Consider the following 23,086-nt stretch of genomic DNA (forward strand, 5'->3'; position numbering starts at 1 on the left):
GTTGAAACTGACGATCGTCGGATGCTCGGGAAGCTTCCCCGGGCCGGACAGCCCTTCGTCCTGCTACCTGCTGGAGGCGGAGGGCTACCGGATGCTGCTGGACTTCGGCAACGGCGCGCTGGGCGCCCTCCAACGGCACATCGGCCTGTACGACGTGGACGCGATCTGCCTGTCGCACCTGCACGCCGACCACTGCCTGGACCTGTGCCCCTACCACGTGGTGCGCACCTATTCCCCGGACGGCCCGCGGCCGAGGATCCCGGTCCACGCCCCCGCCGACGCGCCCAGGCGCCTGGCCGCCGCCTACGGCATGCCCGACGAACCCGGCCTGGACACCGCCTTCGACTTCGCCGCGCTCACCCCCGGCACCTTCGAGGTCGGACCGTTCGAGGTGACCACCGCCCGCATGAACCACCCGGTCGAGACCTTCGGCTTCCGCGTCTCGTACGGCGGGCGCTCGGTCGCCTACTCCGCCGACACCGGCGAATCCGCCGAACTCGTCAAGCTGGCCGCCGACGCGGACCTGCTGCTGTGCGAGGCGTCGTTCCTGGACCGGCCCGGCCTCCCCGAGGCCCTGCACCTGTCCGGCCGCCAGGCCGCCGAGCACGCGGCCAGGGCCGGAGCGGGCACGCTCGTGCTGACCCACCTCGTCCCCTGGTACGACCCCGCGGACATCCTCCGGGACGCCTCCCGCGGCGGCTTCGGCGGGCGGATGGAGCTCGCGCGGAGCGGGGCCGTGTATGACCTAGGGTGATGTCCATGGCTCGTGCAGACGGACGCAATCCCGATCAACTCCGCCCGGTGACCATCACCCGGGGCTGGCTCGCACACGCGGAAGGCTCGGTGCTCGTCGAGTTCGGCGGCACCAGGGTGCTGTGCGCCGCCTCCGTGCAGGAAGGCGTGCCGCGCTGGCGCAAGGGGAGCGGCCAGGGCTGGGTCACCGCCGAATACTCCATGCTGCCCCGGGCCACGAACACCCGCAACGACCGCGAGTCGGTGCGCGGCAGGATCGGCGGCCGGACGCACGAGATCTCCCGCCTGATCGGCCGCTCCCTGCGCGCCTGCGTCGACTACAAGATCCTCGGCGAGAACTCCGTGGTGATCGACTGCGACGTGCTCCAGGCCGACGGCGGCACCCGCACCGCCGCCATCACCGGCGCGTACGTCGCGCTGGCCGACGCGGTGAGCTGGATGCGCGAGCGCAAGATGTGCAAGGGCGACCCCCTGGTCGACTCGGTCGCGGCCGTCTCGGTCGGCGTCGTGAAGTCCACCCCGCTGCTCGACCTCTGCTACACCGAGGACGTCGCCGCCGAGACCGACATGAACGTCGTCATGACCGGGGCCGGCGAGTTCGTCGAGGTCCAGGGCACCGCCGAGGGCAGGCCGTTCGACCGGGCCGCGCTCGACCGGCTGCTCGACCTGGGCGTCGCCGGCTGCGCCGAGCTCACCCGCCTGCAGAAGGCGGCACTGGCGTGAGGCGGGTCGTCCTGGCGACGCGGAACACCGGGAAGATCGTCGAGCTCCGCCGCATCCTGGCCGAGGCGGCGCTGCCGGTCGAGATCGTCGGCCTGGAGGAGTTCCCGCAGATCGGCGACGTCGCGGAGACCGGCCTGACCTTCGCGGAGAACGCCCTGCTCAAGGCCCACGCCGTCGCACGGGCGTCCGGCCTGCCGGCCGTCGCCGACGACTCGGGCCTGTGCGTGGACGCGCTCAACGGCATGCCCGGCATCTTCTCCGCCCGCTGGTCCGGGACCCACGGCGACGACAGGGCCAACCTGGACCTGCTGCTCGCCCAGGTCTCCGACGTGCCGGACGGCCGGCGGGGGGCGCACTTCGCGTGCGCCGCGGCCCTGGCCCTGCCGTCGGGGCGGGAGCGGGTGGCCGAGGGCGCGCTGCACGGCTCGATCATCCGCGCCCCGCGCGGGACCGGGGGGTTCGGCTACGACCCGGTCTTCGTGCCGGAGGGCGAGGCCCGCACGACCGCCGAGCTGACCCCGGAGGAGAAGGACGCGATCAGCCACCGGGGCCGGGCCTTCCGCGCGCTGGCCCCGATCCTGGCCGAGATGATCGCCTCGGAGTGACCCGTCCGGCCGCGCCGGGCCCGGCCCGGAGCGCCCCGTCCCACCGGGCCCGCTGCGGGCCTCCGGTAATGAACGGGTAAGAACTCCCGGCCCCCGGCGGGCGTAGCGTCGAGCCATGGAGAGCAACGGGCGCGCACCCGCATGGGCCGCGGCACTGATCGGGCTGGTCGCGGGCGCGGTGGCGGTGGGGGTGTCCCTGCCGGTCGCCGCGCTGGTCAAGGCCTCGGCCTTCCCCGTCGTCGCGGTCGGGGACGCCGCGGTGGACCTGGCCCCCGCGTGGCTGAAGGAGTGGGCGATCCGCGCCTTCGGCGAGAACGACAAGACCGTCCTGCTCGCCGGCGTCCTCGCGGTCCTCGCCGCCGGCGCCGCCGCCACGGGAGCGCTGGCGGTCCGCGACCTGCGGTACGGCCTGGCCTGCCTGGCCGCGTTCGGCGCCGTCGGCCTCCTGGCGGTCCTCACCCGCCCCGGCGCGAGCCCCGGCGACGCCCTCCCCACGCTGCTGGGAGCCGCCGCCGGGATGTCCGCCCTGTCCCGGCTGCTCCGCCGCGCCCTCGTCCCCGCCCCGCCCGTCCCCGGCCCGGCGGTCATGCGCGCGGGGGAGGACCTGCGCTCCTTCGACCGGCGCGGACTGCTGACCGCGGCGCTCGGCGGAGTGGCCGTGGCCGGGATCGGCGGCGCGGCCGGGCGGCTGCTGTCCGGAGGGGCCGAGGCGGACGCGGTCCGCAGCGGGGTGGTGCTCCCGCGTCCCGCGGTCCCCGCCCGGCCCGTCCCCGCCGGAAGCGACCTCAGGATCAGCGGGCTGTCGCCGTTCTTCACCCCCAACCGCGACTTCTACCGGGTGGACACCGCCCTGCTCGTCCCCAGGGTCGACCCGCGCGACTGGACCCTCACGATCACCGGCATGGTCGACCGGCCGGCCGAGCTGACCTTCGCCGACCTGATGGGGCGGCCCCTGGTGGAGGCCGACGTCACGCTCTGCTGCGTGTCCAACGAGGTCGGCGGGCCGTACATCGGCAACGCCCGCTGGCTCGGCGTCCGCCTGGCCGACGTCCTGCGCGAGGCCGGTGTGCACGCCGGCGCCGACATGCTGCTCAGCACCTCCACCGACGGCTGGACCTGCGGCACCCCGGCCGACGTCGTCCTCGACGGCCGGGAGGCGCTCCTGGCCGTCGCGATGAACGGCGAGACGCTCACCGCCGACCACGGCTTCCCCGCCCGGCTGGTCGTCCCGGGCCTGTACGGCTACGTCTCCGCGACCAAGTGGGTGACGGAGATCAAGGTCACCCGGTTCGACCGGGACGAGGCCTACTGGACGCCGCGGGGCTGGTCGGCGAAGGGCCCGATCAAGACGCAGTCGCGCATCGACCTCCCCAGGCCCGGAGCGGTCCTCCCGCCCGGCCGCACCGTGATCGCCGGGGTGGCGTGGGCGCAGCACCGGGGGGTGGACGCGGTCGAGGTGCGCGTCGACGGCGGGCCGTGGCGGCGGGCCCGGCTGGCCGAGGCGCCCACGGCCGACACCTGGCGCCAGTGGGTCCTCGACGACTGGGACGCCGCGGCGGGCGAGCACACCATCGAGGTGCGGGCCACCGACGCCACCGGCCGCACGCAGACCGCCGAGCGGGCCCCGGTGGCCCCGGACGGCGCCACCGGCCTGCACGCGGTCACCGTCAGGGTCGCCTGAACCTCCCGGGCCTGCGCGCGGTCGCCGCCGGGACCGCCCGAACCCCCGGCTTGCGCGCGGTCGCCGCGGGGGTGCCTGAACCCCCGGGCCTGCGCGCGGTCACCGTCAGGGCCGCCTGAACCCCCGGCTGAGCCCTCGGCCCGGAGGAAGTCCACCGGCCCGGATCTGGTCAACTCACCCGCACCGCCGCGGTGACCGCCCTACGATCGGGGCTGCGAAACGTGGAGCGAGGGGGGATTCATGTGACGCGATGGTCCGTGCCCGCGGGTGTCTACAACCCGGTCGTGACCGCCGACGGGAAACGGTGGCGCGACTTCGAGCTGGACGGAGCCGTCTCGGTCGTCGTGGCCGCGCCCCGGGAGCCCGAACGGGAGCCCTGGAGGCCGCCCCGGCTGGACCGGTGCAGGCCGTACGGCACGGCGGGCGGGCTGTCGAGGCCGGAGCCGCAGGCCCAGGCCGACATCGAGCAGGCCGTCCCGGTCGACGAACGGGGCGCGCCGCGGCGGTTCCCCGATCCCCGGGGCATGTGGATCCGGCTGATCAACGCCACCGGCCCGGCCGACGACCCGTTCCGCGCGACCAACGCGATGGACTGCGCGATGGCGGTCCTCGCCACCTGGTACGGCATGCCGACCGTCGCCGCCCCCCGGCACGCCGAATACGACCGGATCGGCAAGCCCGTGCTCACCGGCGAGACCGGGGGACCGGCCCGCGCCGAGCGCTGGCTGGGCCACCGCTTCCAGCTCGTCGGCCAGGGCCGCGGCGCCTACGCCCTCATCGCCCAGCGGCTGCTGGCCGGGGGACACGGCTCCGCCGCGCTCCTGGTGACCCGCTGGCCGACCGGCGGCAGCCACGCGTGGAACGCCGTCAACTCCGGAGGAGAGGTGATCTGGATCGACGCCCAGCGGGGCCACATGGCGGTCGAACCGCCGTACGACACGGTGACCGGCGTCTTCTGCGTGGCGCTCGACCGCGAGGGACGGCCGCTGTGAACCTCGACCAGGCAAGGGCCGTGGCGGAGGAGTACTTCAACGGGGTCCGCCCCCTCGACGCCGCCCTGGAGGTCAGGGTCCACACCTTCAAGGAGGGCTACGTCGCCTGGACCAGGGACCCCGGGGAGGACGACCCGGCCGCGCCGCCCGAGACCGTCGGCGCCGGATGCATCGTGATCGACAGGGCCACCGGCGAGGTCTTCGTCCGCCCGCTCCTCAGCCCCGAGATCGTGGCCGAGCAGTGGCCGGGGCGCCGCCCCCGCTAGTGCGCTGAGCCGGTGGTCCGCCGGCGGCATGAGGTGAGGGTGTCGAAGACCTCCTCGCCCGTCCTGGTCCGCACGAACGGTTTCGGGTCCTCGTTCCAGGTGGTGATCGAGGTGCGGATGTCCTCCTCCAGCGCCTGGACCGACCTGTGCGCACCCCTGCGCATCCGTTCGTCCGTCAGCTCCGCGAACCACCGCTCGACCAGGTCGAGCCAGGACACGCCGCTCACCCCGGCGTGTGAATCGGCCGGTACCGGCCCGGGGAGAAGGCTCAGAGGCCCGTCTCCACCCGCGTGTCGAAAGCGCCGCGTGCGCGTTCGATGGCGGGCATGTGCTCCGAGGCCCACGTCAGCAGTACGTCGACGGGCTGCCGCAGGGTCTTGCCGAGCGGCGTGATCCGGTACCTGACCGCCACCGGGCGCGTGGAGACGACCTCGCGTTCGATCACCCCGTTGCGCTCGAGGCGGCGGAGAGTGGCGGTCAGCGACTTCTGCGTGACCGCAGGAATGGCCCGGCGGAGCTCGTTGAAGCGGCAGGGGCGTTCGCAGAGCTCGTTGAGCACGCCGAGGGACCACTTGTCGAGCACCTGATCGAGGAGCTCGCGGTGCGGGGCGTCGATGTGGAGCCGGCCCTCGGTATCCATGGTGAAACCTAGTCTCGTTGAAGTGTCCTTTTTGTACTAGATATCTTACGGGTACCTACTTTGAGAAGGAGAAACGGCCATGACCGTTCAGCACTTCACGCCGGAAGGCATGATGCAGCCCGTTCCCTACCATCACGTGGCCGTCGGCAGGGGCACCACTCAGGTACACGTCAGCGGGCAGGTCGCCCGCCAGGCGGACGGAACCCCGGTGGCCCCCGGTGATCTCGCCGGGCAGGTCGCCCAGGCCTTGCGGAACACCGCCCTCGGCCTGGCGGGCGCGGGCGCCTCGTTCGCGGACGTGCTGCGCCTGACGTTCTACGTGACCCGGTGGAGCCCGGAGAAGATCGGCGACTTCATGGCCGGAGTGGAGGCCGTCGCCGAAGAGATCGGCCTCCCGCTTCCCATGCCGCCGGCCAGCCTCATCGGTGTCGACCACCTCTTCGAGCCGGATGTGCTCGTCGAGGTCGAGGCGACCGCACTGCTCGACTGATGCGGTGCACGTGGCCCGGGTCACGTCCGGACTCTCCCGTGCGCGTCCGGGAGAGCCGCCCGCCGGGCGTCGCCGGCACCGGCCCGCCGGACGCGCCGGTGGGCCCGGCTGTGCCAGGCGAAGCAGAGCGCGGCCAGCACCTGGACGCCGGCCGCGGCCAGGAGCGCCCCGGGGAGCGACCGGTCCGCGAGCGGTCCGGCGACACCCGCCCCCAGCGCGAAACCCGTGATCTTCAGGCTCGCGCCCGTCGTGAAGACCTGACCGCGCAGCCGCCCGGGCGCCTCCCGATGACGCACCGCGAACAGCGCGGTGAGCTGGGGGCCCTCCCCGATGCCGGCGATCACCATCGCGGCGATGAGCAGGGCCGGCCGGCCGGTCGCGAGGAGGACGAGTGCGACGGCGAGGACGACCGTGCTGCACCAGATGACGGTGTCCGGGGCCAGGAGCCGGGGACGGCGGGCGAGCACCGCGTTGGCGGCGAGCGCGGAGGCGGCGGTGACGGAGAGGAGGATCGCGCCGTGCCCGGCCGCGCCGAGGGACTCTCCGAGCAGCGGGACGCACGCGATCAGCATGCCCTGGCCCGCACAGGAGACCACCGAGGTGGTCGTCGCCCTGGAAAGTCCCCGGCTGCGGAGGATGACGCGGACTCCGGCGAGGAGATCGGAGGTGATCGAGGCGGCCGGCCGGCTCCCCGCCGGATCCGGGACCGCGGGCAGCGCCAGCGCCGAGGGCAGCGCGGAACAGATCAGCGCCGCGGCCGCGACGACGCCGGCCGGGGCGCCCCACACCCCCGCGACGACCCCGGCCAGCGCCGGGCCCACCAGGCTCGCGAGGTTGAACGTCATCGCGTCGAGCGCGTTGGCGCGGGGGAGCCGCCCACCGGTCGCGACGCGGGGCAGCTGGGAGGTCCATCCGCCGGACAGGGCCGGTCCCAGCAGCCCGGCGCACACGGCGATGAGGACCGTGGCGACGAGCGGGACGCGCCCCAGGCCGGCCAGGACGGCCGCGAGTCCCACCGCGTAGAGGCCGAGCGCCCAGGCGAGCAGACGGCCCGGCCTGGCCGCCCTGTCGAGCAGTACGCCGAAGACGGGACCGCCGATCGCCGCCGAGACCGTGATGCCCGCCAGCAGCCAGGAGGCCGTGGAAGCGGATCCGGTCACCGCCAGCCCGGCGAGCAGCAGAGCCGGTCCTGACATCTCGTCCCCGGTGCGGGCGGCGACCGCCCCGACGGCGTACCACCACATGGCGTAACGCTTTTTCACGAAGGTCACGTTACGCAGGTAACTCAGAACTTGACCAGATGCGTTACATTCGACCGGTGACCGCTTCGAGCCGTGAATGGTCCACCCGTCATTCGGTGCAGGCCGTCGCCCGGCGGACCGCCGCCCTCGTCAACGCCCTGTCCGGCGAGGACCCCGCCCCGGAAGAGGTCGCCGACCTGCTCCGGGAGCACGGGGAGACCGGCTCCATCGATCTCTCGCCGAGCGATGTCGCCGAGATGCGCGCCGCCGCCGTGCAGCTGCGGGAGGTCTTCGCCGCCGCCCACGTCGACGCCGCCGCGTCCCTGCTGAACCGGCTGCTACGGCAGAGCCCCGGAACCGTCCGCCTCACCTCGCACGGCGGCCTCACCCCCTGGCACCCCCACCTCGACAGCGACGACGACGCACCCTGGGGGGAGTGGTTCCTCGCCTCGTCCTGTCTGGGCCTGATGGTCCTCATCTGGGATCGCCAACGTCCGCCGGGCGGCCTGTGCGCATCGCCCGGCTGCCGGAACGTCTATCTCACGCAGGGAAGCGGCCTGCCGCGCCGCTACTGCTCACGCCGCTGCGCGACGCGCGAACGGGTGGCGTCCCACCGGCGCTCACGAGCCACCGGTTCTGTCGTCCGCCGGTGATATTCATGGCCTCCACTGCGATCTTCGAGACGTGTGAGGCGATGAAATGGCGACGGTCACCTTCCGGGACGAGACGGCGACGGGGAAGGCACTGGCCGAGTTCGCCCTGCCGGATCTGCCGGAGAGCATCTCGGCCCGGGAGTTGGTACGGCTGCGCGTGCGCGAGGAGGTGGCCCGCCACAACGCCGCGCCCTCCCGCCACTTCCATGGCCTGGTCAAGCCCACCGAAGCCGAGGCCGAGCTGAACGGCTACCGGATGCGGACCGCGCGCAGGCTCGACTGGGAGAGGCAGGCCGACGCGGCCGAGGCCGCCTTCGCCCGCAACGGCTTCCTGCTGCTCGTCGGCGACCGCCAGATCGAGGACCTGGACACCGAGATCGACCTGATCACCGACCCGGTCGCGTCCTTCGTCAAGCTCGTCCCGCTGGTCGGAGGCTGACGCCGACGGCGGCGACCAGGTCTTCCCGCCCTTCGAGGAAGACGGCGGCATGCTCTCGGTCATCCCGTCCAAGGCGTCACCGCCGTCACCGGCCCGTCCCTCACCCGCCGGATCCGCCCTGACAGGAACCACCGGAATGAACCTCTCCCCCCTCGCCCAGCGCCTGCTCCAGCTGACCACCGGGACCGTGAACGACCCCTCGTACTGGCCTGACGCCTCACAGCTGAGCGTCGGACTGGTCGGGCTGGGCAGCGGGCGGGTCCAGGTCGACGACGGCGACCCGGTACCGGTCCGGTACGCGCTCGACGAGCAGGCCAGGCAGCGGCTGGTCGCACCGGCCCGAGAACTGGTCGAGTTCCTGCTGGAGGACAGGATCCGGATTTACGGACCCTTCGCCGCGCTGGTGGCGGCCGGGCTGGCGGGTATGGACGCCGACGCTCGCGCCGAGATCGCCGAAGGGCGAGGGCCGATCGCGGTAGCCGAGCTGGAGCTGCTGCTCGGCTGGGACGTGGAGCGGCGGGCGCTGTTCGCCGAGGCGGTGCGGGGACGGCCCGACCACGTCACCCCGCTGCACGGCGTGACCGAATGGCTCGGCGGCCGGCCCGGCTACCCGGACTTCGCCCGCACGGCCCTGGAGGAGGCCGGGACCCGGGTCGCGGCGATCCACGCCGGTGGGATCCCCTACCGGGCGGAGAAGGCGTTCACCCGCGAGGAGACGGCGACCCTGGGCCGGGCCGTACGGCTGGCGCTCCTGAAGGACGAGCCCTGGCTGCCCGACCTGCTGGGTGAACTGCTGCCCGGGATCGCGGTGGCGCCCACACAGGCCAAGACCCTGCCCTCCCAAGGACTGCTGTTCGAGGTCGCCCGAGCGATGGAGGAGTACCCGACCCCGGAGGCGGTCTCCGCCCTGTACGCCGCCCGCCGGACCACCCGGCACGCCGGGGTGCCCCTGCAGCTGGACCGCAAGTTCAAACGCATCGAACCCGCCCTGGCCGACCGGCTGGAGGTGGCGTTCCGGCTGCCCGACGGCCGGCTGCGGCAGGCCGTCGGCGAGCACACGGCGGTGATCTCGACCGACGGCGAGGTCGAGCTGTCGTGGTGGCACGGGGACAGGAAACTGAAGGGGGTCCCGGCCGCGGTCAGGCGCGAGCATCCCGAGGAGGTCAAGCGGCTGCGCGAGCTGGCCGGGCAGGCCCGGCAGCGGCAGACCACCCTGACCCGGGCACTGGAGGCCGGATACACCAGCCGGACGGCTCCGCCGTACCGGCAGTTGGAGGGGCATCCGGTCACCGACCGGTTGATCTGGGAGTTCGAGGTCTCGCCCGGCGTGTGGCGCAGCGAGCTGGGACTGACCGTGCCGGACGTGCCGGTGCGGCTGTGGCATCCGGCCCGCGCACCGATGGAGGAGGTACGCGCCTGGCGGGAGGCTGTGCAGGACAAGGAGCTGCGCCAGCCGTTCAAGCAGGCCTTCCGCGAGGTCTACCTGCTCACCCCCGCCGAGGAGGCGGCCGGGACCCGTTCCGGCCGGTTCGCCGAGCACGTGGTGGACTACCGAAGGCTCCGTGCGCTGTTCAAGGACCGCGGCTGGCGGTCCGACTTCCTGGGGCACTGGCAGGGCGACGGGGAGGCCCGGCGAGTGCTGGCGGGCGGACACTGGCGGGCGACCCTGGACCACTACCTGCACGACGAGCACCACGCGGTCACCGGCGAGGTCCGCTTCCAGCGGCTGACCGAGAGCGCCTGGCACCAGGCGCCACTGACGGAGGTCCCGGCGCTGGTGTTCAGCGAGGCCATGCGGGACGTCGACCTGTTCGTGGCCGTCACCTCGATCGGCCTGAACGCGCAGGCGGCCGGCGGGCACGAGGACTACTGGCACTCCTACGGGTTCGGCGAGCTCACCGAGACCGCCCGCACCCGGCGCGACGCGCTGGCCCGGCTCCTGCCCCGGCTGAAGATCGCCGACCGGACCGAGCTGACCGACCGGTTCCTGCGCGTCCGCGGCGACCTGCGCACCTACAAGATCCACCTCGGGTCGGGCAACATCCTCATGGAGCCCAACGACGCCTACCTGTGCATCGTCCCCGGCCGCGACGCCGGCTCGGTCTTCCTGCCGTTCGAGGAAGACGGCGGCATGCTCTCGGTCATCCTGTCCAAGGCGTTCCTGCTGGCCGCCGACACGACCATCACCGACCCGTCCATCACCCGCCAGCTCAGCGGATGAGACACACCCCGCCGTGACGGGCCCCTCACGGGATCCCCGCCGGCGGGCACCGCCCCCAACACCGGGACCGGGACACCGCCCCCGTCGAGGGTGTCCCGGCCCCAGCCTCCGCCTCAGCCCGGTCTCCGCCCCGGCGCCGGACCGCGCCCCGATCAGCCGCTCGCCAGCGAACCGACGATGGACGCCCGCGCCGCCCTGCGCGCGGGCAGCACCGCGGCGACCACCCCGGCCAGACCGGACAGCGCCACGAACGCCAGGATCTGCAGCACCGGCACCTGGAAGGAGACGTCCGTCGTCATCGTCCGGGCCGCCGCCCAGGCGTAGGCCACCCCCAGCACGACGCCCACCAGAGCACCGATGAGCCCCAGGATCAACGCCTCCACCGAGAGCATCCGCCGCAACTGGGGACGGGTCAGCCCCAGCGCCCGCAGCAGCGCCGACTCCCGGGTCCGCTCGTGGACCGAGAGCGACAACGTGTTCGCGATGCCCAGCAGCGAGATGAGGACCGACAACCCCAGCAGACCCGTGATGATCATCAACATCATGTCGAGCGACTCGTCGAACTCGCTCCGGACCTCCGTCGAGCTGGCGACCTTCGCCGTCGGGTACGGATCCGCCGCCGCGTCCACGGCCGCCCGAGCCCGGTCGAAAGCGACCCCGTCCCGGGCATTGACCATGATCGACGAATCGCCGACCTGCCCGAAGTAGCGGTCGAACTCCGCCTCCGGCACCGTCACCCCCGACAGGCTCGCCCGCTCCGGATCGAACAGCGCCACGACCGTGAGCTCCACGGTGCCGGCCTCCGTCGTCTTCACCGGCACCCGGTCCCCGACCTTGACCCCCAGATCCTCGGCCACGTAGTTCGCCACGACCGCCGTACCCGGCCTGAGCAGGTCGATCGACCCCGACTCCAGACTCGGCCGGAAGTCCCGCGACGCGGTGAAGGTCCCCACCTCGTACTCCGCGCCCTTCCCCCCGACCTCGGCGACCGCCCCGCGCAGCGCCACCACCGACGTCAGCTCCGGCCGGGACCGCAGATCCTCCGCCAGCGCCCGCGACAGCTCCGACCCCCGGTCCTGCGGCTGGACCATGTAGTCGACCGGGAACTGCTCGTCCAGCTTCGCCGAGTACGTCACCCGCAGCGTGCCCGTCAGCACCGCGATCAGCGTCATCAGCGTCACACCCACCGTCAGCGCCACCGTGGTGGTCGCCGACCGCTTCGGATTGCGGCGCGAGTTGTCCGTGGCCAGCTTGCCCGGCACCCCGAACAGCCTCCTCGGGACCCAGCCCACGAACGCCGAGAGCGGCCTGACCAGCACCGGCCCCAGGATCAGCAGCGCGAAGAAGACCAGCGAACCACCGGCCATCACCACCACCAGCGCCGCCTGGCCGACCGGCATGCTCAACGCCGCCACCGTGGCACCCGCACCCGCCACCAGGAACAACGCGGCCGCCACCACCCGCACCACCCCGGTCCGGAAGACCCGCTCCTCCACCTGCGTGCGCAGCGCCGCGATCGGCGCCACCCGCGTCGCCGAACGCGCCGGCAGCAGCGCCGCCCCCACCGTCACCGCGAGCCCGATGACCAGACCCAGCGCGATCGTGCGCGGCGCCAGCGACGGCGTCACCGCCGGCAGCGGCACGTCCAGCGACGACAGCACCGCCAGCGCCCCCGCACCCAGCCCGTAACCGAGCAGCAGACCCAGCCCCGAGGAGAGCAGGCCCACCACGACCGACTCCAGCACGATCGAACCGAACACCTGCCCCCGGGTCGCGCCGATGCAGCGCAGCAACGCCATCTCCCGCGTCCGCTGGGCCACCAGGATGTTGAAGGTGTTGTAGATCACCAACGCGGCCACGAACATCGCCACCAGGCCGAACATCAGCAGGCCCATCGTGATCACGTCGTCGTCGGCGCCGTTGGCCCGCGCCATGTCCGTGGCATAGGCCTCACCGGTCTTGACCGTGACACCGCTCCCGAGCGCCGCCGCGACCGAGGCCCGCAACTCCTCCTGGCCCACCCCCTCGACGGCCAGCGCGTCGATCTCGTGGAACCCCTCCGCCCCCGTCATCGACCAGGCCGTCTCGGTGGTGAAACCGACCGCGCCGGTGTAGACCAGCTCCTGGTCCAGACTCAGATCCACCAGCCCGACGAGCCTGAACTCGTGCCGGACCTCCTTCGCGTCCAGCACCGCGATCGTGTCGCCCACCCTGAAGCCGTGCCGCTCGGCGGTGCCCTCGTCCAGCACCGCCTCCCCGCCGTTCCGCGGCGCCGCACCACTGGCGATCACCGTACGGTTCAACCGGCCCTCGGGGATCGAGACGCCGCTCGTCGGACGGTCTCCGGCGGCCTTCCCGTCCTTGCCGAGCAGCGCCGCCGTACCGCGCACCAGCCCCTGCGCCTCGGCGAGGCCGTCCACCCGCCGGACCTTCTCCAGCGCCGCGGCCGGCAGGGACGGCTCCTCCTCGCCGCGCCGCCCGGAGTCCGGGAACACCGCGACGTCGATCCTGTCGCCCGCCGCCGCGAACTTCTGCGTGAACCCCGCCTCGATGGTGTCGGTGAGCACGAACGTGCCCGCGATGAAACCCACCCCCAGCGCGATCGCCAGAGACGTGAGCAGCAACCGCAGCCGGTGCGCCCGCAACCCGGCCAGAGTCGTCCTGAGCACCGTCACGCCTCCAGCTTCATCAGCGTGTCCAGCACCGCCTGCGGCGTCGGCCGCTCCAGCTCGCTGACCAGCCCGCCGTCCCGCAGGAAGACCACCCGGTCGGCGTACGACGCCGCGACCGGATCATGCGTGACCATCACGATCGTCTGCCCCAGCTCCCGCACCGACGAACGCAGGAACGACAGCACCTCGGCACCGCTGCGCGAATCCAGGTTCCCGGTCGGCTCGTCGGCGAAGATGACCTGCGGCTTGCTGATCAGCGCCCGGGCCACCGCCACCCGCTGCTGCTGACCACCCGACAACTCGGTCGGCTTGTGCCCCAGCCGATCACGCAGCCCCACCGTCTCCACCACCCGGTCGAACAGCACCCGGTCCGCCTGCCGACCGGCGATCTCCAGCGGGAGCAGGATGTTCTGCTCGGCCGTCAGCGTCGGCAGCAGATTGAACGCCTGGAAGATGAACCCGATCCGCTCCCGCCGCAACAGCGTCAGCTGCTTGTCGCCCAGCCCCGTCAGCTCCACGTCCCCGATGCGGACCCGCCCGCCGCTGACCGTGTCCAGCCCCGCCAGGCAGTGCATCAGCGTGGACTTACCGGACCCCGAAGGACCCATGATCGCGGTGAAGGCGCCCGTCGCGAAGGAGACGTCCACCCCGCGCAGAGCATGCACGGCCGTGTCCCCCTGCCCGTACACCTTGGTCAGGCCCTCGGCCACCACGGCCGGTGCCCCGCTCTCCCGCGCGCTCCACGCGCCGACCTCTCCGGTGACGGTCATGTCGACCCCTCCTCGGCATAGATGCGTTATGACGGGCAAAACGCTATTGCCGGGAAAGCTGGGATCCATCGGACGAGCGGCCGGACTTCCCCTCCGCCGAAGAGATACGGCGACACCACCGGTGCGACCTCCGGCGTACCGGCCCCCTCGGCCATTCGGCCGATGGAACCCCCACCGCCGCCGGCCTACCCCGCCGAATGCGGGACGACCAGCCCCGCCTCATAGGCGAACACCACCACCTGCGCCCGATCCCGCAACCCCAGCTTCGCCAGCACCCGCCCCAGATGCGTCTTCACCGTCGCCTCCGCCAGCTCCAGCCGCCCCGCGATCTCCGCATTCGACAACCCCCGCGCCACCAGCACCAGCACCTCCCGCTCCCGCGCCGTCAACCCCGACACCGCCCCCGGCTCCACCCCGCCCGACGCCGGAAGATGCACCGCGAACCGCTCCAGCAACCGCCGCGTCGCACTCGGCGCCACCACCGCGTCCCCACCGTGCACCGAACGGATCGCACTCACCAGATCCACCGGCGGCACATCCTTCAACAGGAACCCCGACGCCCCCGCCTTCAACGCCGCGAACACGTACTCGTCCAGATCGAACGTCGTCAGGATCAACACCCGCGGCCCCCCCTCCACCGCACGGATCAACCGGGTCGCCTCCACCCCGTCCATCACCGGCATCCGCACGTCCATCAGCACCACGTCCACCTCGACCCCGCGCAGCACCTCCACCGCCGCCCGCCCGTCGGCCGCCTCCGCCACCACCTCGACGTCCGGCTGCGCCCCCAGCACCATCCGGAACCCGGTCCGCAGCAACTCCTGATCATCGACCAGCATCACCCGGATCACGCCGCCCGGCTCCCGCCCACCTCACCGAACGGCAACCGCACCACCACCTGGAACCCGCCCCCCGGCCTCGGCCCCGCCTCCACACTCCCGCCGAACATCGCCACCCGCTCCCGCATCCCCACCAGCCCATGACCTCCCGGCCCGCCCGGCGCCGCGGCCCCCCGCCCGTCATCGGCCACCCGCACCACCAGCTCCCGCACGCCGTACTCCATCTCCACCTCGGCCCTGCTCGCCGGACCACCGTGCTTGAGCGTATTGGTCAACGCCTCCTGGACGATCCGGTACACCGTCAACTGCTCACCCTCCGGCAACTCCCGCACCGTCCCCGAAACCCGCAACCCCACCGGCAACCCCGACGAACGGACCTGCTCCACCAGATCGTCCAACTGCGACAACCCCGGCTGCGGAGCGTAATCACCCGCGACCTCCCCGTCCTCCGCCCCCGCATCCGCCCGCAGCACCCCCACCATCCGGCGCATCTCCGCCAGCGCCCGCCGCCCCGTCGCCGAGATCGCCTGCACCGCCAGCCGCGCCTGCTCCGGATCACCGTCGATCGCGTACCCCGCACCGTCCGCCTGAACGATCATCACGCTCACGTTGTGCGCCACCACATCGTGCAACTCCCGCGCGATCCGCGCCCGCTCCGCCGCGGCCGCCAACCGCGCCCGCTGATCCCGCTCCCGCTCCGCCCGCTCCGCCCGCTCCTCCAGACCCTCCAGATAACGACGCCGCGTGTTCGCGTAGATCCCCGCGATCCACACCGCCACCACGAACACCGACGTGCTCGCCCACGACCTCGGATCGGGCCGCTCCGTGATCCGCCCGTACGAGAGCGCCAACCCCAGCTCCGCCACCAGCCCCGCCGCCACCGCCCAGCGCAACGGACGGTACGACGCCACCGCGTACATCGCGATCAGCACCGACAGGTTGACCGGCAGCGGCTCCACCCCGAACGACCACTGCACGAAACTGGCCAGCGCGACGACCGTGAACACGCCCACCGGCCACCGCCGCCGCCAGAACAGCGGCACCAGCAGCACCACGCCCAGCACCCCGTGCACCACCAGCGGAGGACCCCCCGGCAGGAAAGCCGGATCCGTCGCCAGGACCACGAAATTGGACGCACAGAACACCAGGAACGGCGCCAGCCACAGGGCGTCCACGATCCTCGGATGGCGCCCGCTCCAGGCGTGAAGTCTGCCGAACATGACACCACCCTACGTATCCCCAGCTCAGCACCCTTCCCCCGAAAGGGGGAGACCCGTCTGCGACTCAGGTCGCACACCCACCACCGCCCGCGCCGCCCCTTACATCCCGCTTACGCCCCCTCCGGCACCATGGTTTCCGGGAGCACCCCCTCGGGGGTGAGTAAAGGGAGAGATTGCCTGTGACGGCGGATCGCAACAACCCCGGGCCGCGCGACGACGAGAACACGCCGCGCGACCCGGGGCCCCGGGACGGAGACACCCGGAACCTCCCCGCGCAGGACGACGCGCCCACCGCGCACACCCCCACCGACGCGTACGGCGCCCCCGCCGCGTACGGCCCCGGCGGCACCGGGGTCTCCACCGCGTACGGACCCCACGGCCCCGGCGCCCCAACCGCGTACGGGCCCTACGGCCCCGGCGCCCCCACTGCGTACGGGCCCTACGGCCCCGGCGGCACAGGCTGGAACACCCAGGGCCCGCACACCCCGACCGACGAACGACCCCACCCCGGCCGCTACGCCAGGCTCGCCCGCGCCACCCGCGGCAAACCCTTCCAGGTCGCCGCCGCAGCCGTCATCGGCGCCGTCCTCGGCGGCGGAACCGTCGCCGTCGTCGACACCATCGGCGACCGCCACCGCGCCGGAAACGCCGTCAGCCGCCTGGACGACCACCGCACCCCGCCCGTCGACGGCTTCGACCGCCTGCTCGAAGGACGCGGAGACGAAGGGTACGGAGCCGGCGAACACGGGAACGGTGAAACGCGCATCTTCCAGGGCGGAAGCGACGAGTGGAACCCCGGCGACGGCTTCCGGATGCCCGACCAGTGCGAGTCCACCCAGGACGGCTTCCGCTGCACCGCCCCCACCCCGACGCCCTTCACGCCCTGACCTGCGGTCAATCCGGGAACACCTCGACCGATGAACCGGTGATGCAAGCCGTCCCGCGTTGTGACGTTCCTCGGAACGGTCACGATTGGTCGGCGACGGCGACTCATGGACTGCGAGTCATTAATTAAATTCGCCTCGGCTGGCTTCCCTGTATGGATATGCCGACCGAGGCGAAGGTTGCATTATTCTCATCGGCTTTGAATTGGTGGAGCTATTCTTCCCGTGTAGGGTCGGCGGGATTCGAACCCGCACTGGCACGGACCTAAACCGTGTGTCTCTGCCTTTGGACTACGACCCCTTGCCTTTCCCTGCAAAATTTTCCGTCTGTGAATGACAGTTGGGGCAGAGAAAGCGCAGATTTTCTTTCCGGTTGTCCAGCCAGTCGCCGCTGATGTGATCAACATGCAGAGTCAGTGGCTGACCCCGCCAGACGGCCCCGATCTTACATCCCGCGCAGCGATGTGGCACCCCGATGGTGATCAGGCTTCGCCTGAGCTGCCTGGGATTGGGCCGAGGGCTTCCTTCGGGAAGGATGACGAGGATCTGATCGGGGTGGCGACGCCGGGGAGAGGCCTGCCCTCGACTGTGGGCCTGGCCGAGGAAGTGGGAGGTGTCGATCCCGAAGTGCTTCAGGCGGCGGCTGATGTGGGCATGGGAGCCGCCCGTCCATTTGACGCCCAGGTGGCGGAGGACGTCGGCGATGCTGACGGAGTTGGCCGCGGCCTCGGCCAGCATTTCGGGGGTGTACTTGTACTTGGTAGCCATGCCCCAAGTATAGGTAATGAGCCGACAATTCTTGGGGCATGGGCAAATCGTACTAAATGACAATTAATGCCATTCAGTCGAGGCCGAGTTCGCGGCGGAGGCGGGCCACGTGGCCGGTGGCCTTCACGTTGTAGAGGGCCTTCTCCACTTTCCCGTCGGCGTCGATGACGAAGGTGGAGCGGATGACGCCGACGGTGGTCCTGCCGTACATCGTCTTCTCGCCGTAGGCGCCGTAGGCCTTGTGCACCTCCAGCTCGGGGTCGGAGAGCAGGGGGAAGGTCAGGGCGTCGTGCTCGGCGAACTTCGCGAGCTTGGCGGGGGTGTCCTTGGAGACGCCGAGTACGGCGAAGCCCGCGGCGGCGAGGGAGTCGAGGCTGTCGCGGAAGTCGCAGGCCTGCTTGGTGCAGCCGGGGGTCATGGCGGCGGGGTAGAAGTACAGGATGACGCGCCTGCCGCGGTGGGCGTCGAGGGAGACGGTGGTGCCGTCGGCGGCCGGGAGGGCGAACTCCGGGGCGGCGTCGCCTGATTCGAGTTTCGTCACGTTTCCTCCGAGGAATGGTTCTCCCTGGTCAACTTACCGGCCTGCCCGAAGTGTCAGGGGAGCGCCGGACCTGAGAGACTGATCGTCGTCGAGGGCGACGAGAGGAGAGCCATGGCGGAGACCGATCCGGCTGAGCTGGAGCGGCGGATCGAGCGCACGCGGGCGGAGTTGGCCGAGACGGTCGACGCCATCGCGGACCGGGTGCGTCCGAAGAACGTCGCGCGGCGGACGGTGGCCAGGGTGGAGGCGAACGCGAAGCAGTTCGTCGCGTCCGTCGGGGACAGGATCGGTGACGCGGTGGGGGTCTCGCCGCGTCCGATGAAACCGGCGGGTGAGCCCGGGGACGACCTGTGGGCGGACGAGGCGCCGGGTCTGGCGCCGGTGCTGATCGGCGTGGGGGCGGTCCTGGTGGTCGGGGCGGCGGTCCTGCTGGTGAGGCGGCGCCGCCGGAGGTGACATGCGGGGCGGGGGTCAGAGGAAGGTGCGGCCCTCGCCCCGGTAGGTGGGGACCTCGTCGACGATCTCGTCGCCGTCGATGAGGTGGAGGGTGGCGAAGCGTTCGCAGAGTTCGCCGGCCTTGGCGTGGCGGAACCACACGCGGTCGCCGAGGCGGAGGTCTTCGGCGGGCTGGCCGATGAGCGGGGTCTGGACTTCGCCGGCGCCTTCGCGGGGGTCGTAGCGCAGGCCGCAGGGCAGGTAGGGCTGGGGGAGCCGGTCGGGTCCGGGTGCGCCGGAGGCGGTGTAGCCGCCGCCGAGGACGGTGGCGACGCCGGGGGCGGGGCGGCGGACGACGGGCAGGGCGAAGAGGGCGGCGGGGCGGCCGGTGAAGCCGCGGTAGAAGTCGAACAGGCGCGGGTGGTAGAAGCCGGAGCCGGCGGTGAGTTCGGTGACGGCTTTCTCGCGGGTGGTGGTGGCGAGGCTGCCGGTGCCGCCGCCGTTGACGAATTCGAGGTCGGCGAGCTGGCGGACGGCCTGGACGATGCGGCCTCTGCGGAGGATGAGTTCGCGGCGGGAGCGGGTCTGCATCCAGCGGATGGCGCGGGCGGTGAGGGGGTGGCCGGGCGGGGCGTCGCCGACTCCGGCGATCTGGGCTTCGTAGGCCATGAGGCCGGTGAGGCGGAGGCCGGGGCGTTTGGCGATGTCGGCGGCGATGTCGGCGGCCTGGTCGGCGTCGCGGACGGGGGAGCGGAGGGCTCCGGCGCGCAGGCGGCCGCCGAGGGCGGTGTAGCCGGCGTCGACGTCGAGGCAGAGGCGGATCTCGTGGCGGTCGCGGAGTCCGGCGGTGGCGGTCTCGATGAGGTCGAGGTGGTCGGTGCGGTCGACCATGAGGGTGATCTCGCGGGCGGCGCGGGGGTCGGTGGCGAGCCGGGTGACGGCGGTGCGGTCGGCGGTGGGGTAGGCGACGAGGATGTCGCGCAGGCCGGTGGAGGCGAGCCAGAGGGCTTCGGGGAGGGTGTAGGCCATGGTGCCGGTGTAGCCGTCCATGGCGAGGATGCGTTGGAGGACGGGGCGGGAGCGGATGGACTTGCTGGCGACGCGGATGGGTTTGCCGTGGGCGCGCCGGGTCATGTCGGTGGCGTTGGCGCGCAGGGCGGCGAGGTCGAGCACGGCGAACGGGGGTTCGAGGTGCGCGGTGGCCCGGTCGTAGCGCTGGCGGTCGTCCATGGGGGCAGGATAACTCCGCCGAAGATACATGAGTAGTTCTCATGTTAACCGGCCGCAGGTAAATTCTTCCTCCGGATCGGGTCAGCAATCGCGTCGGCCGGTGCGTCGTGCCGTACCGGGGCGGGGGCGGACGCCGTAGACCTGGCCGGGTGATGACTACTCTCCAGGAGATCCTGGCGGGCCCGGGAGGCGCGCCGGAGGCGCCCGAGGGGCCGCGGCCGCAGGCGGGCGGGCGCAGGGCGGTGCGGTTGCTGCGGCCGAGCCGGGGCCCGGCGGGCGCGGTGGTCGCGCTGGCGGCCTCGGTGGTGCTGTCCGGGCTGGCGGCGGGCGCGGTGGCGCTGCTGACCGGGTCGTCCTCGGCGCTGGCGGTGTACGGCGGGCTCGCGGCCGGGCCGGGGGCGCTGAGCTGGTCGGACCCGGTGGTGCTGGGGGCGGCGCTGGGAGTGGTGGCGGTGGGCGCGGCGCTGGTCGCGGTGGCGGTCGTGCCCGGACGGCCCCGGCTGGTGCCGCTGGAGACGGGTGATCCGCTGGCGGTGATCGGCCTGACCCGGTCGGGGCTGCGCCGTACGCTGCGGGCCGCGGCGGAGTCGGTGGACGGGGTGGGCCGGGCGCGGGTGCGGCTGGGCCGCGGCGGCGTGGAGGTCCTGGTGGTCGCGGAGACGGACGGGACGGGGCGGTTGCTGCGCCGGGTGGGGGCGGAGGTCGGGGACCGGCTGGCCGCTCTGGGCGCGGTGTGCGGCGACGAGGTCGTGGTGCGGTTGCGCGGCCGGGGGATCTGATGAGGGTCTTTCCGGGTGGGCTGTGCGGCCGGGGGATCGGACGCGGGCGTTCCCGGGCGGTCGGCGCGGGTCGGAGGGTCCGATGAGGATGTTTCCGGGTGGTCTGTGCGGGCGGAGGGGCTGATGAGGGCATATCTGGGCAACCGCGTCGGTCTGACCGTCACCGGGCTGGTGCTGGCCGGGGCGGGAGGGTACGGCGTGCTGCGCGGGCTGGGGGAGGTCCCGGGACACGCGGCGGAGGCGCCGGTGCTGGATCCCGGGCTGCCGGCGCGGCTGGCGGAGGATCCCGGGGCGGGGTGGCTGGCGGCGTTAGTACTTGTAGTACTGGGGCTTGTCGCGGTCCGCTGGCTGCTGCGGTCCCTGGGCTGGGGGCGGCGGGGCCGCCGCAGTGAGACCGGGATCGCGATGCTGGGGGTCGCGCTTAAAGAAGTCGAAGGGCTGAGCCGGGTCCGGGTCCGCACGGTCGAGGGGGACCGGATCCGGATCGGGGTACGCTGCGGGCCCGCGACCGACGTCGGCGAGCTCGTAGCGCGGATGAACGAGGACGCCGTCGACAGGGTTCGGCGGGCGATAGGGGACGATGCGCTGGGGGTTTCCGTCCGGGTGCACGTCCGCCGTCGCTGAGGCCCGCCGGGCGGCCTCGCCCGGGGGGTTCACGGGGCCCTCAGCGGAGTTCTCGGTGGGGGCGCCGGGGGTGCCGGCGGCGGTCTCGGAGTCGCGCCCGCCGAAGGCCAGCCCGGCGGCCAGGCAGGCGAAAGGGGCGGCGACCACCGCGTGGCGGTGGTCGAAGGCCGTGGTGAACTGCGGCAGCGCGATCAGGACGGCGGCCGCGGTCCAGGGCGGGAGGAGGGCGCCGCCGAGGCGCCGCCAGCGGGTCAGGACGCCGATCAGGCCGATGGCCAGGACGACGCCGAGGAAGGGGCCGCGCAGGAAGCCGTGTTCCTGGTAGGCGCGCAGCCAGCCCGCGTAGGGGTCGACGAGGCGCGGTTCGCCGGGGTCGGCCTGGTAGGCGGTGGCGAGTTCGGCGGCGGTGCGGCCGCCGGCGGCGGGGGTGTCGGGCGGGGAGGCGGCGGCGTCGGGGAAGACGTGGGCGCTCTGGTCCTCGGCGGTGGGGTGGACGCGCCGGTCCCAGTCGAAGACGTGGGCGAGGTCGGCGAGTCCGGTGCGCAGGAAGTCGGCGGGCTGGGCTCTGACGGCCTGCAGGGCGAAGTCGCCGGCGAGCGCGTCGCGTTCGGCGGGGGAGCCAGGGAACGTGTTCAGCGGCGAGCCGCCGTCGGAGAGGTAGGCGGAGGGCGGTTTGCGCTCGCCGAGCGGTTCGGCGGGGCAGAGGGCGGCCGCGGGGCCGGTGGGCCTGATCCTGGCGCAGTCGGCGAAGGTCGTCGTGCGGGCCCAGAAGTGGGCGTTGCCGCGGGTCAGGCCGTGGTCGCCGAACTCGGCCGCGAACCAGACGGCGTGCGCGCCGAGGACCAGGGCGGCGGCCGCGGCGGTGGCGGTGACGGCTCTCCAGCCGGCGCGGCGGACGGCCAGGCAGACGAGGACCAGCAGGAGCAGCGGCAGGCCGAGGGCGCGGGTGGCGGCGGCCGCGGCCAGGAGGGCCCCGGCGAGCAGGGCGGTCCGGGCGGACGGGCGGCGGTTCCACAGCAGCAGGGTGAGGGCGAGCACGGCGAGGGACTGGAAGAGCGCGTCCGCCGTGACGAGGTGTTCGAGCCGGATCTGGTGGGCGTCGAGCAGGGCGGGGAGCGCGGCGAGGGTGGCGCCCCAGCCGGGGAGGCGGGCCAGACGGCGCAGCAGGAGGTAGACGCAGCAGGCGGTGGCGAGGCCGAACAGGTGCTGGGCGACGACCACGGCCTGCACGCTCTGCAGCGGGCTCAGCAGCCGCAGGAAGAGGGGGTAGCCGGAGGAGTGCGACCCGGTGGGGCGGAGGGCGAGGGCGGCGTCGAGGTGGGTGAAGGAGTCGGGCCAGAACCACAGGGCGGGGCGGTAGCCGAGTACGGCGAGGGCCCGCAGGCCGCCGCCCGCCAGCAGCGCGACCAGGAACAGCCAGTGGGTGCGGAGGAAGCGGTCCGCCGGTTGGGCTTCCGTCGTCACGCGACCTCCCTGACCTTCACGAACAGGTTGACCACGATAGCTCCAGAGGCGGGCGGTCTCGTCCGCGATGGAGAACTTCGCGGCGCTTGGCGGTGTTCGCAGTGTCCGCCCGGATGTCCGCCTGGATATCCGGATGTCCGCCCGGATACCTGGATG

24 protein-coding genes and 1 tRNA gene are annotated in these 23,086 nt (G+C 72.8%); 13 read left to right on the plus strand and 12 right to left on the minus strand.

Going from position 1 to position 23,086, the window contains the following annotated elements:
• Nucleotide 1 precedes the first annotated feature (1 nt).
• The 6 genes from HS048_RS11015 (at nt 2) to HS048_RS11040 (ending at nt 5,020) form a co-directional block, all read left to right on the plus strand.
• A complete protein-coding gene (locus HS048_RS11015) occupies nt 2-754 on the plus strand; it encodes an MBL fold metallo-hydrolase (RefSeq protein ID WP_068894927.1) in 753 nt (250 codons plus the stop codon).
• 5 nt (nt 755-759) lie between these two features.
• A complete protein-coding gene (rph, locus tag HS048_RS11020; protein ID WP_068895296.1) occupies nt 760-1,476 on the plus strand; it encodes a ribonuclease PH in 717 nt (238 codons plus the stop codon).
• Complete coding sequence (rdgB, locus tag HS048_RS11025; protein ID WP_196466896.1) at nt 1,473-2,081, plus strand: RdgB/HAM1 family non-canonical purine NTP pyrophosphatase; 609 nt, start codon at nt 1,473-1,475, stop codon at nt 2,079-2,081. Before rph ends, rdgB begins: the two co-directional genes overlap by 4 nt.
• A 115-nt stretch (nt 2,082-2,196) precedes the next feature.
• Entirely contained in the window at nt 2,197-3,762 is a 1,566-nt protein-coding gene (locus HS048_RS11030) for a molybdopterin-dependent oxidoreductase (protein WP_196466897.1), read from the plus strand.
• A gap of 242 nt (nt 3,763-4,004) precedes the next feature.
• Nucleotides 4,005-4,754 (plus strand): toxin glutamine deamidase domain-containing protein, encoded by a 750-nt coding sequence (locus HS048_RS38790; protein ID WP_231647191.1) that lies wholly within the window; start codon nt 4,005-4,007, stop codon nt 4,752-4,754.
• Nucleotides 4,751-5,020 carry a hypothetical protein gene (locus HS048_RS11040; RefSeq protein WP_191895878.1) on the plus strand — a complete coding sequence of 90 codons (270 nt, stop codon included), beginning with the start codon at nt 4,751-4,753 and terminating at the stop codon, nt 5,018-5,020. Before HS048_RS38790 ends, HS048_RS11040 begins: the two co-directional genes overlap by 4 nt.
• Here HS048_RS11040 and HS048_RS11045 read toward each other — a convergent pair.
• Nucleotides 5,017-5,238 carry a hypothetical protein gene (locus HS048_RS11045; protein WP_196466898.1) on the minus strand — a complete coding sequence of 74 codons (222 nt, stop codon included), beginning with the start codon at nt 5,236-5,238 and terminating at the stop codon, nt 5,017-5,019. The genes HS048_RS11040 and HS048_RS11045 overlap by 4 nt on opposite strands.
• Nucleotides 5,239-5,288: 50 nt before the next feature.
• Nucleotides 5,289-5,660 (minus strand): helix-turn-helix domain-containing protein, encoded by a 372-nt coding sequence (locus HS048_RS11050; RefSeq protein ID WP_196466899.1) that lies wholly within the window; start codon nt 5,658-5,660, stop codon nt 5,289-5,291.
• A 79-nt stretch (nt 5,661-5,739) separates the two neighbouring features.
• On the opposite strand from HS048_RS11050, the gene HS048_RS11055 reads away from it, so the two are divergent.
• Nucleotides 5,740-6,150 (plus strand): RidA family protein, encoded by a 411-nt coding sequence (locus HS048_RS11055; RefSeq protein WP_196466900.1) that lies wholly within the window; start codon nt 5,740-5,742, stop codon nt 6,148-6,150.
• Nucleotides 6,151-6,170: 20 nt separating this feature from the next.
• Here the strand turns inward: HS048_RS11055 and HS048_RS11060 are convergent, their stop codons facing one another.
• Nucleotides 6,171-7,412 (minus strand): MFS transporter, encoded by a 1,242-nt coding sequence (locus HS048_RS11060; RefSeq protein WP_307832423.1) that lies wholly within the window; start codon nt 7,410-7,412, stop codon nt 6,171-6,173.
• 56 nt (nt 7,413-7,468) lie between these two features.
• Here HS048_RS11060 and HS048_RS11065 point away from each other — a divergent pair, with 56 nt between their 5' ends.
• From HS048_RS11065 to HS048_RS11075, 3 genes are all read left to right on the plus strand, one after another.
• On the plus strand, nt 7,469-8,044 hold the full coding sequence (locus tag HS048_RS11065) for a CGNR zinc finger domain-containing protein (RefSeq protein ID WP_307832424.1): 576 nt from the start codon (nt 7,469-7,471) through the stop codon (nt 8,042-8,044).
• 46 nt (nt 8,045-8,090) lie between these two features.
• Nucleotides 8,091-8,483 carry a hypothetical protein gene (locus tag HS048_RS11070; RefSeq protein ID WP_196466902.1) on the plus strand — a complete coding sequence of 131 codons (393 nt, stop codon included), beginning with the start codon at nt 8,091-8,093 and terminating at the stop codon, nt 8,481-8,483.
• A gap of 136 nt (nt 8,484-8,619) precedes the next feature.
• Nucleotides 8,620-10,704, plus strand: a complete 2,085-nt coding sequence (locus HS048_RS11075; RefSeq protein WP_196466903.1) for a DUF4132 domain-containing protein — start codon at nt 8,620-8,622, stop codon at nt 10,702-10,704.
• A 152-nt stretch (nt 10,705-10,856) separates the two neighbouring features.
• Here the strand turns inward: HS048_RS11075 and HS048_RS11080 are convergent, their stop codons facing one another.
• The 4 genes from HS048_RS11080 to HS048_RS11095 all read right to left on the minus strand — a co-directional run bounded on the left by HS048_RS11080 (nt 10,857) and on the right by HS048_RS11095 (nt 16,205).
• Nucleotides 10,857-13,379 carry an FtsX-like permease family protein gene (locus tag HS048_RS11080; RefSeq protein ID WP_307832425.1) on the minus strand — a complete coding sequence of 841 codons (2,523 nt, stop codon included), beginning with the start codon at nt 13,377-13,379 and terminating at the stop codon, nt 10,857-10,859.
• Complete coding sequence (locus tag HS048_RS11085; RefSeq protein ID WP_068894945.1) at nt 13,376-14,146, minus strand: ABC transporter ATP-binding protein; 771 nt, start codon at nt 14,144-14,146, stop codon at nt 13,376-13,378. Before HS048_RS11085 ends, HS048_RS11080 begins: the two co-directional genes overlap by 4 nt.
• 185 nt (nt 14,147-14,331) lie before the next feature.
• Nucleotides 14,332-14,997: a response regulator transcription factor gene (locus HS048_RS11090; protein WP_231647192.1), complete on the minus strand. Its 666-nt coding sequence runs from the start codon at nt 14,995-14,997 to the stop codon at nt 14,332-14,334.
• Complete coding sequence (locus tag HS048_RS11095; protein WP_196466904.1) at nt 14,994-16,205, minus strand: sensor histidine kinase; 1,212 nt, start codon at nt 16,203-16,205, stop codon at nt 14,994-14,996. Before HS048_RS11095 ends, HS048_RS11090 begins: the two co-directional genes overlap by 4 nt.
• A 179-nt stretch (nt 16,206-16,384) precedes the next feature.
• Here HS048_RS11095 and HS048_RS11100 point away from each other — a divergent pair, with 179 nt between their 5' ends.
• A complete protein-coding gene (locus HS048_RS11100; protein ID WP_196466905.1) occupies nt 16,385-17,092 on the plus strand; it encodes a hypothetical protein in 708 nt (235 codons plus the stop codon).
• Nucleotides 17,093-17,317: 225 nt separating this feature from the next.
• Here the strand turns inward: HS048_RS11100 and HS048_RS11105 are convergent.
• From HS048_RS11105 to bcp, 3 genes are all read right to left on the minus strand, one after another.
• A tRNA-Leu gene (locus HS048_RS11105) sits at nt 17,318-17,390 on the minus strand.
• Nucleotides 17,381-17,857: an HNH endonuclease signature motif containing protein gene (locus tag HS048_RS11110; RefSeq protein WP_196449426.1), complete on the minus strand. Its 477-nt coding sequence runs from the start codon at nt 17,855-17,857 to the stop codon at nt 17,381-17,383. Before HS048_RS11110 ends, HS048_RS11105 begins: the two co-directional genes overlap by 10 nt.
• Before the next feature lie 73 nt (nt 17,858-17,930).
• Nucleotides 17,931-18,398, minus strand: coding sequence for a thioredoxin-dependent thiol peroxidase (gene bcp / locus HS048_RS11115; protein ID WP_196466906.1), 468 nt, complete (start codon nt 18,396-18,398; stop codon nt 17,931-17,933).
• A gap of 111 nt (nt 18,399-18,509) precedes the next feature.
• Between bcp and HS048_RS11120 the strand changes: the two genes are divergently transcribed.
• Nucleotides 18,510-18,854 (plus strand): DUF3618 domain-containing protein, encoded by a 345-nt coding sequence (locus tag HS048_RS11120; RefSeq protein ID WP_196466907.1) that lies wholly within the window; start codon nt 18,510-18,512, stop codon nt 18,852-18,854.
• A gap of 15 nt (nt 18,855-18,869) precedes the next feature.
• Here HS048_RS11120 and HS048_RS11125 read toward each other — a convergent pair whose 3' ends face one another.
• Nucleotides 18,870-20,063, minus strand: a complete 1,194-nt coding sequence (locus tag HS048_RS11125) for an amino acid deaminase/aldolase (RefSeq protein WP_196466908.1) — start codon at nt 20,061-20,063, stop codon at nt 18,870-18,872.
• Nucleotides 20,064-20,215: 152 nt separating this feature from the next.
• Between HS048_RS11125 and HS048_RS11130 the strand changes: the two genes are divergently transcribed.
• A complete protein-coding gene (locus HS048_RS11130; RefSeq protein WP_196466909.1) occupies nt 20,216-20,842 on the plus strand; it encodes a DUF6286 domain-containing protein in 627 nt (208 codons plus the stop codon).
• Nucleotides 20,843-21,151: 309 nt separating this feature from the next.
• On the opposite strand, the gene HS048_RS11135 is transcribed toward HS048_RS11130, so the two are convergent.
• A complete protein-coding gene (locus HS048_RS11135; protein ID WP_196466910.1) occupies nt 21,152-22,930 on the minus strand; it encodes a hypothetical protein in 1,779 nt (592 codons plus the stop codon).
• Nucleotides 22,931-23,086 lie beyond the last annotated feature (156 nt).

This window comes from Planomonospora sp. ID91781 (assembly GCF_015711595.1).
GTDB lineage: Bacteria > Actinomycetota > Actinomycetes > Streptosporangiales > Streptosporangiaceae > Planomonospora > Planomonospora parontospora.

Coding starts and splice junctions, on each gene's coding strand:
- rph (WP_068895296.1), top strand. CDS start 760: ATGGCTCGTGCAGACGGACGCAATCCCGATCAACTCCGCCCGGTGACC.
- HS048_RS11030 (WP_196466897.1), top strand. CDS start 2,197: ATGGAGAGCAACGGGCGCGCACCCGCATGGGCCGCGGCACTGATCGGG.
- HS048_RS11050 (WP_196466899.1), bottom strand. CDS start 5,660: ATGGATACCGAGGGCCGGCTCCACATCGACGCCCCGCACCGCGAGCTC.
- HS048_RS11055 (WP_196466900.1), top strand. CDS start 5,740: ATGACCGTTCAGCACTTCACGCCGGAAGGCATGATGCAGCCCGTTCCC.
- HS048_RS11070 (WP_196466902.1), top strand. CDS start 8,091: ATGGCGACGGTCACCTTCCGGGACGAGACGGCGACGGGGAAGGCACTG.
- HS048_RS11075 (WP_196466903.1), top strand. CDS start 8,620: ATGAACCTCTCCCCCCTCGCCCAGCGCCTGCTCCAGCTGACCACCGGG.
- HS048_RS11085 (WP_068894945.1), bottom strand. CDS start 14,146: ATGACCGTCACCGGAGAGGTCGGCGCGTGGAGCGCGCGGGAGAGCGGG.
- HS048_RS11095 (WP_196466904.1), bottom strand. CDS start 16,205: ATGTTCGGCAGACTTCACGCCTGGAGCGGGCGCCATCCGAGGATCGTG.
- HS048_RS11110 (WP_196449426.1), bottom strand. CDS start 17,857: ATGGCTACCAAGTACAAGTACACCCCCGAAATGCTGGCCGAGGCCGCG.
- HS048_RS11120 (WP_196466907.1), top strand. CDS start 18,510: ATGGCGGAGACCGATCCGGCTGAGCTGGAGCGGCGGATCGAGCGCACG.
- HS048_RS11125 (WP_196466908.1), bottom strand. CDS start 20,063: ATGGACGACCGCCAGCGCTACGACCGGGCCACCGCGCACCTCGAACCC.
- HS048_RS11130 (WP_196466909.1), top strand. CDS start 20,216: ATGACTACTCTCCAGGAGATCCTGGCGGGCCCGGGAGGCGCGCCGGAG.